This window comes from Stenotrophomonas sp. B1-1 (assembly GCF_010894375.1).
Taxonomy (GTDB): domain Bacteria; phylum Pseudomonadota; class Gammaproteobacteria; order Xanthomonadales; family Xanthomonadaceae; genus Stenotrophomonas.
This window is the reverse complement of the sequence record NZ_JAAIUZ010000021.1, coordinates 46,326-58,785: the sequence shown is the minus strand read 5'-3', so window position 1 is coordinate 58,785 and position 12,460 is coordinate 46,326. Positions and strand designations below refer to the sequence as shown.

13 protein-coding genes are annotated in these 12,460 nt (G+C 68.0%); 3 read left to right on the top strand and 10 right to left on the bottom strand.

Annotation, left to right across the window (positions count from 1 at the left end):
• The first annotated feature begins 62 nt into the window (after positions 1-62).
• Entirely contained in the window at positions 63-674 is a 612-nt protein-coding gene (locus tag G4G00_RS16280) for a hypothetical protein (protein ID WP_164275028.1), read from the top strand.
• 122 nt (positions 675-796) lie between these two features.
• On the opposite strand, the gene dinG is transcribed toward G4G00_RS16280, so the two are convergent.
• The 3 genes from dinG to aroE form a co-directional block, all read right to left on the bottom strand.
• Positions 797-2,899, bottom strand: a complete 2,103-nt coding sequence (gene dinG, locus G4G00_RS16275) for an ATP-dependent DNA helicase DinG (RefSeq protein WP_164275025.1) — start codon at positions 2,897-2,899, stop codon at positions 797-799.
• 273 nt (positions 2,900-3,172) lie between these two features.
• The gene (locus G4G00_RS16270; RefSeq protein ID WP_108751257.1) at positions 3,173-3,529 is read right to left on the bottom strand and encodes a hypothetical protein; all 357 of its coding nucleotides are present in this window, start codon (positions 3,527-3,529) and stop codon (positions 3,173-3,175) included.
• A 3-nt stretch (positions 3,530-3,532) separates the two neighbouring features.
• Positions 3,533-4,378: a shikimate dehydrogenase gene (aroE, locus tag G4G00_RS16265; protein WP_108751258.1), complete on the bottom strand. Its 846-nt coding sequence runs from the start codon at positions 4,376-4,378 to the stop codon at positions 3,533-3,535.
• A gap of 48 nt (positions 4,379-4,426) precedes the next feature.
• Between aroE and G4G00_RS16260 the strand changes: the two genes are divergently transcribed.
• The gene (locus G4G00_RS16260) at positions 4,427-5,290 is read left to right on the top strand and encodes a PD40 domain-containing protein (protein WP_164275077.1); all 864 of its coding nucleotides are present in this window, start codon (positions 4,427-4,429) and stop codon (positions 5,288-5,290) included.
• 113 nt (positions 5,291-5,403) lie between these two features.
• On the opposite strand, the gene G4G00_RS16255 is transcribed toward G4G00_RS16260, so the two are convergent.
• The 4 genes from G4G00_RS16255 to G4G00_RS16240 form a co-directional block, all read right to left on the bottom strand.
• The gene (locus G4G00_RS16255; protein WP_108751260.1) at positions 5,404-5,673 is read right to left on the bottom strand and encodes an SHOCT domain-containing protein; all 270 of its coding nucleotides are present in this window, start codon (positions 5,671-5,673) and stop codon (positions 5,404-5,406) included.
• Positions 5,674-5,718: 45 nt separating this feature from the next.
• Entirely contained in the window at positions 5,719-6,708 is a 990-nt protein-coding gene (gene hemB, locus G4G00_RS16250; protein ID WP_164275023.1) for a porphobilinogen synthase, read from the bottom strand.
• A 19-nt stretch (positions 6,709-6,727) separates the two neighbouring features.
• On the bottom strand, positions 6,728-7,645 hold the full coding sequence (locus G4G00_RS16245; RefSeq protein WP_164275020.1) for a bestrophin family ion channel: 918 nt from the start codon (positions 7,643-7,645) through the stop codon (positions 6,728-6,730).
• A gap of 124 nt (positions 7,646-7,769) precedes the next feature.
• Complete coding sequence (locus tag G4G00_RS16240) at positions 7,770-8,018, bottom strand: hypothetical protein (RefSeq protein ID WP_108754522.1); 249 nt, start codon at positions 8,016-8,018, stop codon at positions 7,770-7,772.
• 177 nt (positions 8,019-8,195) lie between these two features.
• Between G4G00_RS16240 and G4G00_RS16235 the strand changes: the two genes are divergently transcribed.
• On the top strand, positions 8,196-8,660 hold the full coding sequence (locus G4G00_RS16235) for a hypothetical protein (RefSeq protein WP_108754523.1): 465 nt from the start codon (positions 8,196-8,198) through the stop codon (positions 8,658-8,660).
• 175 nt (positions 8,661-8,835) lie between these two features.
• On the opposite strand, the gene G4G00_RS16230 is transcribed toward G4G00_RS16235, so the two are convergent.
• The 3 genes from G4G00_RS16230 to G4G00_RS16220 form a co-directional block, all read right to left on the bottom strand.
• Complete coding sequence (locus tag G4G00_RS16230; protein WP_108754524.1) at positions 8,836-10,632, bottom strand: DUF885 domain-containing protein; 1,797 nt, start codon at positions 10,630-10,632, stop codon at positions 8,836-8,838.
• Positions 10,633-10,787: 155 nt separating this feature from the next.
• Complete coding sequence (locus G4G00_RS16225) at positions 10,788-11,138, bottom strand: hypothetical protein (protein WP_164275017.1); 351 nt, start codon at positions 11,136-11,138, stop codon at positions 10,788-10,790.
• A gap of 52 nt (positions 11,139-11,190) precedes the next feature.
• A complete protein-coding gene (locus tag G4G00_RS16220) occupies positions 11,191-11,550 on the bottom strand; it encodes a hypothetical protein (protein ID WP_108754526.1) in 360 nt (119 codons plus the stop codon).
• Positions 11,551-12,460: the final 910 nt, after the last annotated feature.

The following is a 12,460-nucleotide window of genomic DNA, read 5'->3' as shown; positions in this document are numbered from 1 at the left end:
CCTTTCGCAGAAAGGGCTCTGACCCCGGTAAGGTAGGACGCAACACCAACACGGAGGTTGTGATGACGTTGCTTTCCATTGCCCTTGCCGCTGCGCTGGGCGCGGCACCGGAACCGCCGAAGGCGCCGGATTGCAGCTACGACCGCGATGCCATGCTGGCGATGGAGCCGGATGCGTTCGACCAGGACCTGGAAGGTGGCTGGCGCCCGCTGGCCGACCGCGGCTGCCAGCGCGAGGCCGCCGACCTGCTGGCGGCGTATGCGGCGCAGCCCAAGGCGGCGGGCAGGACCATCATTACCTGGCACGAAGGCCAGATGCGTGCGGAGCTGGGCCAGATCGAACAGGCGATTGCGCTGATGGAGCGCAGCCGCAAGCCTACTGGCCAGGGTGACCCCGGCTACTGGAATGCCTACGTGGATGGGATGGTCGCTTTCCTGCGCCAGGACCGTCGCGGCCTGGAAGACGCGCGTGCGCGGTTGGTCGCACTGCCGTCGCCGCCGGAAATGGCGCAGAACATCAAGGACGGTCGTTTCCACTTCACCACCGCCGGCGGGCAGAAGGTCGATGTCGCCTGGCCGCCGAACCTCGATGTGCTTGACGGCTTGCGGCGCTGCTTCGGCAAGCCCTATCTGGAAGCGTATGGAACCGTGTGCCGGAAGCCGGAAGGCGGTTGAGGGTGGGCGTGCTTGCGGGGGTCAGAGCCCTTCCTGCGGAAGGGATCTGACCCCGGATCGCGGCAGGGGTCGGATCCCTTTCGCAGAAAGGGCTCTGACCCCAGATCGCCCGCCGACGTGCCTCAGCCGATCACGCGCTTGAACGGCGGCAATGCGTCGATGATGCGCTTGCCGTAGCGGCGGGTCAGCAGGCGCGAGTCAAGGATGATGACCCGGCCGGTGTCGGTGGAGGTGCGGATCAGGCGGCCGGCAAACTGGGTGAGCGTGCGCAGCGCGTGCGGGATGGCGATCAGGTTGAAGGCGTTCATGCCGCGCGCTTCCACCCATTCGCTCAGGGTGGCGGTCTGCGGGTCGGTGGGCACGGCGAACGGCACCTGGGTGATGACCACCGTGGTGCAGGCTTCGCCGGGCAGGTCCAGGCCTTCGCCGAACGAGTTCAGACCGAACAGCACCGAGCCTTCGCCGGCGGCCACGCGGCGCAGGTGTTCGTCAATCAGCCGGGTCTTGGACATTTCGCCCTGCACCAGCACCTGCTTGCGGCGCGCGGCCGACATCAGGCCGGCCACTTTTTCCATCTTCCAGCGCGAAGTGAACAGCACCATCGAGCCCTTGGCCCAGTCCAGTTCGGTATCCAGGTAACGCGCCACTTCGCGCGGGTGGCCGTCGCGGTCGTCGGGGGTGACCGGGAACTTCGGCACGATCAACTCGGCCTGGTTGGGCAGGTCGAACGGCGAGGCCAGCGACACCATTTCCGCTTCCGGCGGAATGCCGTTGTCGATGGCCAGCGACTGGAAATCACCGCCGCCGGTCAGGGTGGCCGAGGTCATCACCACCGAATCCACTTCATCCCACAGCAGCTTGCGCAGCACGTGCGCGGCCGACACCGGCGAGCCGTGCAGCACCAGGTCGCCATCGCGGGTGGCGGTGACCCAGCGCGCGGTGGGCGGCGCGCCATCCTTGTCCTCGCGGCGCCAGGCCTGCCACAGGTTGTACTGCTGCTCGATCATTTCCAGGGCCATGCCCAGGTTGCGCTGCAGGCGCTCGCGCGCAGCGTCGTCCGGCTTGCCCTTGGCCACCTGTGCGGTGGCGGCGTGGGCCCAGTTGTAGAGGCTGCGGGTGTCGTCGGCCAGCGCTTCGATGGGTTCGCGCCAGGCCTCGGGCAGGCGCCCGTTGGCCGCGCGCCACATCGGCTCTTCGTCGGCCGGCGCCGGCATCCACACCGCTTCCACGTGGTCACGGAAGGCGCGCAGCTGCTTGGCCACGTTACTGGCCACGTCAATGGCCTCGTTCGGCAGCAGGTTGCCCAGGCGGTCCTTGTCGACCGCGCGGTACGCACCGGCAATCAGGATCTGCAGGCGACCGACGCGCTTGGCCATGTCGTCCAAGGCCAGGCTGGCCGCGCCCTGGTCGATGGCCACGTTGCCGATGTGGTGGCCTTCGTCCAGCACCAGCAGCATGTCCGACGGCGCGGCGATCATCGGCTGGCCGTTGTCGCTGTCACCAATGGACAGGGCCGACAGCAGCAGCGCGTGGTTGGTCACCACGATCTGCGCATCGCGCACGGTGTTGCGAGAGCGCAGCACCGCGCACTGCGCCGAGTACGCACAGCGACGACCGGCACAGGCCGAGGCCGGGGTGGTGATGCGGCTGCGCAGGCCGGGGCTGATGGTTTCCGGCGCGCTGTCGATGTCGCCGTCCCAGCTGCCGCTGGTGAAGGCATCGGACAGGCGCTTGGCGATATCCATTTCGATGGGCGCCAGCGGCCGGTCGTACAGCGGCGCCTCGTCTTCGAACATGCCGCCCTGGGCGCCCTCGCCCTGCGCTTCGGCGGCGTTGCGCGTGCACAGGTAGCGGGTGCGGCCCTTGGCCAGCGCCACGGTCGCTTCCAGGCCGGTGGCCTTGAGGAAATTGGGAATGTCGCGCTCGACCAGCTGCGACTGCAGCGCCACGGTACCGGTGCTGATGACCAGCTTCTTCTTGCTGGCCAGCGCGATCGGCACGCCTGCGGTCAGGTAGCCCAGACTCTTGCCGACGCCGGTGGGCGCTTCGACCACGCCCACGCCGCCGCTGGTGGACAGCGCGCGCGACACCACGCCGATCATCTGGCTCTGCGAGCGGCGGGTGGAGAAGCCGGGGGTGTTGGCCTGCAGCGTCGTATAGGCCTTGCGGATCGCGTCCTTCAAGGCGTCATCGAGTTTGCGGGGGGCGGCGACAGTTTCGGTCACGCCGGAAGTTACCGTGGCTGGATCAGGCCGGTCATTGTCGCATGGCCGGCCGACGGGACCGGCGCGGCGGCGCTGAACAGGGTCAGCGGCGTCGGCCGTTGGCGGCCATGGGCCGGGCGCAGCCCCGCGGCCAAGGCAGATGGCGCCACCCGCACACCGCCTGGTAGGTGCCAACCTTGGTTGGCACAGCTCTGGTAGGTGCCAACCTTGGTTGGCACACCCCAACAGCGCCGACCAAGGTCGGCCACTACCAACAGCAGGCGTGGCCCCGCGTTACGGCGCCGACGCCGCCGGGCGGGCGCGCAGCAGCCGCACCAGCGCCCAGACCAGCAGCACGATGCCGAAGGCATCCAGCAGGGCCAGCACGAAGTGCACCCCGCCCAGCACCGCGCTCATCGCCGAAACGGCGCTGAAATCGCCGCTGCTGACCAGCCACAGCGGCACCACGCTGGCACCCAGGCTGCCCAGGTTGGCAGCCAGCAACAGCAGCAGGCCGGCCAGCGCGCCGCTGCGGGCCGCATCACGCGGCGCGCCCAGCACCCACACCAGGCCCACGCACAGTGCGATCAGCACCGGCAGGCGCACGCCCAGCAGGCTGAGCACGCTCATCAGCATGGCCGATGCATCCATGGTTCAGTCCTGCCCGGCGAAGGTGCCGGCACCGGCGCGCAGCTGCTGGTAGACCTCGTCGGTCTGCGGGCGCACGCCATGCCACTGCAGGAAGCTTTCGGCCGCCTGTTCGACCAGCATGCCCAGGCCATCGACGGTGTTGCGGCAGTTGGCCGAACGCGCCCAGGCCAGGAAGGCGATGGCGGCCTCGCCGTAGTTCAGGTCCACCGCGGTGGTCATCGAATTGACCAGCGACAGCGGCAGCTTGAACTCGACATCGCGGTCGCGACCGGCCGAGGTGGCGTTGAGGATCAGTTCGAAATCGCCCAGCTCGCGCAGGTCTTCCCAGTAGCGGCTGATGGCGCGGCCGGGTTCACCCATCGCATCGATCAGTTCGTCGGCACGTTCCGGCGTGCGGTTCACCACCACCAGTTCGGTGATACCGGCATCCAGCAGTGCCGGTGCCACGCTGCGCGCCGAACCACCGGCGCCGATCAGCAGCACGCGGCGGCCGCGCAGGTCCAGGCTGTGGCGGTCGGTCAGGTCACGCACCAGGCCGATGCCATCGGTGGTGTCGCCGTGCCAGCGGTCGCCCTTGCGCAGCAGCGTGTTGACCGAGCCGGCGCGGCGCGCACGTGCGGTCAGGGTGGTGCACACGGAAAACGCGGCTTCCTTGTGCGGCGAGGTGACATTGGCACCCACGCCGCCTTCGGCAGCGAAGGCTTCCAGCCCGGCCAGGAAAGCGTCCGGGGCCAGGTCGATGGCGCGGTAGTCCACGCTGATGCCTTCCTGGCGACCAAACGTCGCGTGGATCTGCGGCGACTTCGAGTGGGCGACGGGGTGTCCGAAGACGGCGTAACGGTCGGTCATGGAATCCTCAAGCTGGCTAGACTGATGCTCTTTCGTGCACGGACCTGGATGATGCGCATCACCCCGACCCTGCTGGTGCTCGCCGCCAGTCTACTCTCTGCCCCCGTGGCGATGGCGTTGAACGAGTACGGCATTGAAGGCATGGGGGTGGTATCGACCCGGGCCGATGAAGGGCGCGCGACGATCAGTGCCGATGGCCAGCGCATCGTCTTCGCCCGCCGCGGCGAAGCGGGCTGGGGGCTGTGGCAGGCACGGGTGGTGGACGGGCGCTGGCAGCAGGCGCAAGCCCTGCCGGTGGCGGTGCCCGGCGAGGTGGTCGATCCGTACTTCAGCCGCGATGGGCGCTGGCTGCTGTTTGCCGCCGGCCGCGAGGACGCGCTGGCGCTGTACCGCGCGCCGCTGGCGGCCGATGGCAGCCTGGGCCCTGCGCAGGCGCTGGCCGGCATTGGCAAGAGCCGCCCCGAGCGTGGCCCGGCGCTGAGCGCCGATGGCCGCCGGCTGCTGTTCGCGCGCCACCAGGGCCGGGGGACGGGCTGGGATCTGTTCGTGGCACCGCTGGATGCGCAGGGCGTGCGTGGCGCGGCGGTGGCACTGGACGCGCTGAACAGCGCGGGCGACGAGACCGATGGTGACTGGCTGGGCCAGGACGGCGCGGTGGTGTTCAGCCGCGTGGGCGCCACCGCGGCGCAGGTGATGACCAGCGGCTGCGCGTGGACCGGGGCGGCGCTGCAGCCTTTGGGGCTGTCGTTCAACCAGAACGGCGGCTGGACCGCGGCACCGGTGATCGACAACGCCAAGCCCGGCGAAATGCTGGTGGCCAGCAGTGCCGCACGCGCGCCGCGCGCCGGTGGCGTGGATGTTTACCGGTTGGCAGTGCCGAAGATCGCGGCCGTGGCCGGGTGCGTACAGTAGATCCACGCCATGCGTGGATTAACGTCACGGTAGGTGCCAACCTTGGTTGGCACACCCGCGAAGGGGTCAGAGCCCTTTCCTGCGGAAAGGGATCCGACCCCGGGTCGCGAAGTTCAGCGCGCCAACACCTTGGCCCGCTGCTGTTCGTACTCGGCTTCGCTGATCTGGCCGCTGTCCTTGCGCTGGTTCAACGCGGCCAGCTCGGCTTCCACCGCATCCGGCAGGGCCTGGCTGCGGGCCACATGGCGCGCGGCGGACGGCTGTTCCGGCGCGCGCCGGGCGGCACGGCGGGCGGCCAGGAACACGAACACGATGATGGCGCCGAAGATCGTGGTGCCCACGATCCAGATCAACCACTGCATCCATCCCAGTTCCGGTGCCATCGCCTGTGTCTCCCTAGTTCGTGAACGCGTTCGTGGGCGCTATTGTCAGCGCTCGCGCAGCCAGCGCGCTACCTGCGGGGCGAAATAGGTCAGCACGCCATCGGCGCCGGCGCGCTTGAAGCCCAGCAGCGATTCCAGCACGCAGGCGCGTTCGTCCAGCCAGCCGTTGGCGAAGGCGGCCTTCATCATCGCGTACTCGCCGCTGACCTGGTAAGCAAAGGTCGGCACGCCGAACTTCTCCTTCACCCGGCGCACCAGGTCCAGGTAGGGCATGCCCGGCTTGACCATCACCATGTCGGCGCCTTCTTCCAGGTCCAGCGCGATCTCGCGCATCGCCTCATCACCGTTGGCCGGGTCCATCTGGTAGGTCTTCTTGTCGGCCTTGCCAAGGTTGCCGGCGCTGCCCACCGCATCACGGAACGGGCCGTAGAAGGCCGAGGCGTACTTGGCCGAGTAGGCCATGATGCGCACGTTGACGTGGTGGTCGGCATCCAGCGCACGGCGGATGGCGCCGATGCGGCCGTCCATCATGTCCGACGGCGAGATGATGTCGGCGCCGGCTTCGGCGTGCGACAGCGACTGCTTCACCAGCGCTTCCACGGTGATGTCGTTGAGCACGTAGCCCTTGTCGTCGATGATCCCGTCCTGGCCGTGGGTGGTGTACGGGTCCAGCGCCACGTCGGTCATCACCCCCAGTTCCGGGAAGCGGGTCTTCAGCGCGCGGATCGCGCGCTGTGCCAGGCCGTCCTCGGCCCACGCCGCCGACGCGTCCAGCGTCTTCTGCGAGGCATCGATGACCGGGAACAGGTCGATGACCGGAATGCCCAGCTCCAGCGCTTCTTCGGCCACCTTCAGCAGCTCTTCGATCGACAGCCGCTCCACGCCCGGCATCGACGGCACGGCCACGCGACCGGCCGGCTCGTGCACGAACACGGGGTAGATCAGGTCGTCGGTGGTCAGCGTGTTCTCGCGCATCAGGCGGCGCGAGAATTCGTCATGGCGCATGCGCCGCGGGCGGTAATGGGGGTGAGGCATGGCAGGCTCCGAGGAGTGGCTATTGCAACAGGTAGCCCTGCGGCAGCAGGGGTTCGGGCAGGGGGCGTTCGCCCAGCGCATCCAGCTGGTCGATTTCGATGGTGCGCACCAGGGCATCCAGCGGCAGATCGTTCGGCTCCAGGCCGAACGGGTCCTCCATCTCTTCGCCCAACTGGTCCAGGCCGAAGAACGCATAGGCCAGCACCGCCGACAGCACCGGGGTGGCCCAGCCCAGCGAGCTGGCCAGGCCGAACGGCAGCAGCACGCAGAACATCCAGGCGCAGCGGTGCAGCAGCAGGGTGTAGGCGAACGGCAGCGGCGTGGTGACAATGCGCTCGCAGCCGGCCTGGATGGACGACATGGCGTGCAGGCGCTCTTCCAGCTGCGTGTACAGGATCGAATCGAGGGTGCCGGCGCGCAGGGCCTGGGCCAGTTCGGCGGCGATCATCGCCAGCAGCGCATCGGGCACGTTCTCGCGCTGGGCCAGCTGCGCGCGCTGGTCATCGTCCAGCCACGGCACTGCCGCCAGGGCCACCTCACGGCGGCGCAGGCGCGCGGCCAGGGCGGCGGCGAAGGCAATGGTGAGGTAGCTGACGCGCTGCCGGCGCGGCGCATCGTCGGCCAGCAGCAGGTGCAGCTGGCGCGCCAGCGAGCGCGATTCGTAGACCAGTTGGCCCCACAGCTTGCGGCCTTCCCACCAGCGGTCGTAGCAGGCGCTGTTGCGGAAGCTGAGGAAGATCGACAGCACCAGGCCCAGCAGGGTGAACGGTGCGGCCGAGACGCGCTCGATGCCGGGCGGCTGCGCCAGTTCCACCACCGCGGCAACGGCGATGGCCAGCACCAGGATGGCCAGCACCTTGGGCGCCACCGCCGGAACGATGGAACCGCGCAGGATGTACAGCAATTGCCAGCCGTGCGGCCGGGGGCGAATGATCATCGGGGCTACCGCGGCGGACGCGGTCCTGCAGGCACGCGGGGGGCTCGCGCAGCCGCCCATTCTACGCCCCTGCCCGCGCCGCGACCGCGCACCTGCGACGCCCGGTCGCACCCGCCGGGGGTGTTCAGATCACCCCGCCGCCCAGGCCCAGGCGGAAGATGCCCACCACCACCACGATGCCGTTCAGCACCAGGCCGGCCCAGGCGCGGCCGCGCTTGCTGGGGTGGGTGAACAGGATGCCGATGGCGGCGATGATCGCGCCGACGGCCGCAAAGGGAATGAGGAACCAGTTGCCCCACCCCAGAAGGGGGATCAGCGCCAGGATCATCCACAGCAGCGCCACCACACCCCACAACAGACTGATAACGCCCATGCCACGCTCCGTGCTTGGTTGCCGCCACCATAGCCGTTCCCGGGGCGGCCGCCTACCGGTGTTGGCGACAGCATCACCGCCGCCGTGCCAGCATGCGGCCAGGGCCAGCATGCCGGTGTTGGCGCTTATTCAGAGTGCCGGTCCGATGATCCGAGGCAATCCACAGGGGTATACGCCATGAACATCCGTTGGGTCGCATTGGCGGCCATGCTGCTGGCCGCTGCCGGGTGCGCCAGCACCTCCAAAGTCATGCTGGGCCGGGCGCGGGCGCCGATCGACCCCGCTCTGGTGCAGATCTATTCCACCCCGCCGGCCGGTTCGCTGGAAATCGCCCAGCTGGAATCCTCTTCGGCGGTGGGCTTCGGGACTCAGGGCCAGACCGATGCGGCCGTGGCGCGGCTGAAGCGCGAAGCCGCCGCGCTGGGCGCCAACGGCGTGATCCTGATGGGCGTGGGCAGCAGCGGTTCGCCGGTGGGCATGTCGGTGGGCGCCGGCAGCTACGGCTCGCACGTGGGCGGCGGCGTGGGCATTGGCATTCCCACCACGCAGAAGCGCGCGGCCGGCGTGGCGATCTGGGTGCCCAACCCCGAACCGCCGGCACGCCTGCCGACGCAGACCATTACGCCGGAACCGCAGCGCTGATACCACGGTAGCGCCGGGCCATGCCCGGCGGCGTTGCTCCTGCGCTCGCCGGGCATGGCCCGGCGCTACCGGTCGGGTGGCTGGTAGATCCACGCCACGCGTGGATGGGCTTTGCCGATAACCGCTGGGGTCAGAGCCCTTTCCTGCGGAAAGGGATCCGACCCCGGGTCTGGCGTTACCGGTACTTCGGCACGAACTGCTGCTGCACGGCTTCGGCCAGCTGGTCCGGCGGCAGCAGGCCCTGGTCGAGCAGGAAGTTGTTGAACGCCAGGCGGTCAAACTTCGCGCCCAGCGCCAGTTCGGTCTGCATGCGCAGTTCCAGGATGCGGGTGTAACCGTAGAAGTAGCTGCCGGCCTGGCCGGGCATGCGCACCATGTAACGGTCCAGCTCCTGCGTGGCCATGGCCTTGGACAGACCCACCTGATCGATCAGTACGCGCTCGCCGGTGGCACGGTCGGTCAGGCCCAGGTTGAGCATCGGGTCGAGCATCGCGCGCGCCGCGCGCAGCAGGCGGAACTGCAGGGCGATCATCTGCCCGTCCAGCGGCTCGTACGGCACCATTTCGGCCTCGGCATACAGGGCCCAGCCTTCCACGTTCACCGAATTGAACGCGAACATGGTGCGTGCCAGCGACACGCCGCGCTCGACCATGGCGGTGAACTGCAGCTCGTGGCCGGGGCGGCCTTCATGCGCGCTCAGGGTCCATGCGGCCGAACCGAAGTTGAAATCGTCGTACTGCGCGCCCTCACCGGCGGCCGGGTTGCCCAGCGGCAGCACGAAGGTGCCCTGCTGCCCGGTGTTGTTCACCAGTGGCGCCGGCAGGAAGTGTGGGGCCGGGCTGGCCGCGCTTTCCGCCGCCGAGCCCAGGCGCATCTGCATGGCGCGCTTGGGCACGTCGACAATGGCGTGTTCGCGGATGAGCGGATCGATGGCGTCGATCACCTTGCGGTAATGGCCTTCCAACTGGTCATTGGCAATCTTGTTGGCCTTCAGTGCACGAATGACCGCCACCGGATCGCTCGGGTCGGCCACTTTCAGGCCCTTCTCCTTGGCCACCAGCGGGGCCAGCTGCTGCATCGCCGAGCGGGTTTCCATGAATTCCAACTGGGCGCGCTGCATCAGCAGCTTCGGGTCGATATCAATGCCCACCTGCTTGAGCTGGTAGGCATACAGCGGCGCCGGCAGGCGCGCGTCGGTGCGGGCCTTGGGCAGCACTTCCTTGCGGGTCCATTCGGCGTAGTCCTTCATCTGCCCGGCCAGCGCCTGCATGGCTTCATCGGCACCGGCAATCTGGTACTTCTTCAGCAGCGACTCGATGCCGGTGATGTAGGTCTGCACGTTGTCCAGCGACTGCTGCACTTCAATCGTGGTTGGCTGCAGCAGGCTGCTGTCCTTCAGCCGCTCTTCGTAGCGCTGGCGGGCCAGGGTGGTGAAGGCGGTGCTGCCCGGCTGCAGGCCGGCATAGGCCTTCAGGCGATCCAGCGCCTTGCCGCGGCGCTCGGCCGGCACCTGGTCGGACAGCAGCAGGTTCAGGCCACTGAACACCGTCTGCGGCGCATCGCGCCAGGGCAGCAGGTACTTGTCGTTCAGTTCGCTGCCTTCGATGTTCTGGTTGGCCGCGGCGATCATGATCTCCAGGTCCTGGCGGACGTTGGGGTCCTTTTCGCTGGCCAGCTTGGCCTTCAGTTCGTCGCGGGCCTTGGCCATGGCGGCGCGGTAGCGCTGGCCGTTGTCCGGGCCCAGGTCGGCCACCTTGTCGTCATAGCCGGGCACGCCGAAGAAGCCAGTTTCCTCGGGCTGGAACGGCCCCTGCGCGTCCAGCAGGATCTGCGCCAGCGCGTTGCTGCGCGCCACCCAGGCCGGGCTGGCCGGGGTTGCCGCCTTGGCGGCGGGTGCGGCCAGGGCCGACGGTGCGGACAGCAACGGGGCGGCACTCAGGGCCAGGGCAACGGCCAACGCGATGGGCTTCATGGGACACTCCAGCAAAGGGTTGCCCGCAACTTACGCGGTTGGGGCGATGGCGACAATCGGCTGGAGGTCACGGCCCGCTCTGGTAGACGCTCACCTTGGTGGGCGGCTCCAAGGGGCCAACCAAGGCTGGCCTCTACCAAGGCAAGGGCTATCGATCAGCTGCAGCGCTCGGCGGCCTTGGCAATGACGGCCGCGCTGGCATTCCTTTCCTTCAACCGTTGAAGCAACCCGTCGCACGCCACACGGTCACCAGGCTTTTCGGCGTAGATCAGAAGCTCGCCGGCCCGGTCCACGCCATCCAGATAGAGCACCCGGCAATCACCGGCACTGGTATGGATTTTCATGACGCGAATATCTGCGATCTGCTCGTCGGCGGTGGCCGAGCCCTCGCACATTCCCCCGTAGTAAGCCCTGCTCATGAGTGCGGAAATGGGCTTGGTCTGCAGCTCGCCCAGTCGATCACCACCGTTGCAGGCCGCCAGGGCTGACGCTGTACCAAACATCATGAAAAGTCTGCGTCTCATGAAGATCCCGGATACATGGCAGTGTGCGGGCCACTCACGCGTTCGGCCTGCGCGCGTAGCTGTAGTTGGGATCCCGCACGGCACGGACGATCGGGCTTCGTGCGTGCCTGATCGCTCCGGGAAACCAACACAGCACCATTGCCACCAGCCAGATTGCGCCCAGCCATGCCCATGCGTTGAGGACATACGCCACGACCAGCGCCAATGACGCCAGCAGGGTGATGACCTCGGCGTACAGCAGGTACAGCAGGTGCGTGCCCCGTGGAGGGTTCGAGCACACAACGATGCCACAGTCCCGGCAGGGGACCTGCGCCCGACTCTTCCAAGCCGTACGCATGGGGAAGCGTTGCCGGTGCGCGCCACAGAGTGGGCAGGTGAAGGTCACCAGGCGCATCAGGGTGGATCCTCTCCACGATTGGCATCGTCTGCCGGGCACTTCGCCGAGCCTAGCATGGGGCTGATACGGCAATGCCACATGCAACAACGCACGGCAGGGCCGCCGCTTGTTCGCAAGCATCCGGGACGATGCCAAGCATTGGTCGCGCCACGCGCGCAGCCACAATGCCGTCTGGCTTGATCGGACCAAGCTCGCGATGAGGGGCCACTAGCGTCTACTGGCGGGGCATCGAGATGTCGCATCTGCGCTGCCCTTGGCGCCTCAGGCACCGCTGCAATTGCCAACGCGCCTGAGCTGCCGATACCGGTGAACGCCTTGCATGCCAAGGCGCTTGGCACACGGCGAAACTTACAACGATTCTGAGAACGTTGCATGTAGTGACGACGTCGGCCCTACTCCCTTGGCATCGCGCATGACCGGTCGTTTTCCTCTCGATGCCACCGTGCATCGGCGACCGAGATTCGAAACCCCGTTTGTGTGGATGCTGTTTCCGCTTGCCAGTCGGCACCACTTTCGCGTGGTGTCGGCTGGCAATCCGTCGGCCGGCTATGGCGGGCGGTGCGTGGAGGCCTTGTGCCTGCCGGTTTCGCGAACACCGGGTTTCGAACCACGCATCGTCCGCCACCTTTATCGGTGGCGGCTACTGCCTTCACGCAAGGAGCCCGCCATGACCGCACCCTACTCCCCTGCGCCGCAGCTTGTTCGATAGCAACCTGGACGATGCCAAGCACTGGTCGCGCCACGCGCGCAACCACACTTCCCTCCGGCTTGAACAGATCAGGGTCGCGATGCAGGGCCACTGATGTCTGCTGAGGGGCATCGGGATGTCGCATCTGCCCTTCCCTTGGCGCCCCAGGCACCTTTGCAATTGCAAACGCGCCTGAGCTGCCGATACCGGTGAAAGCCT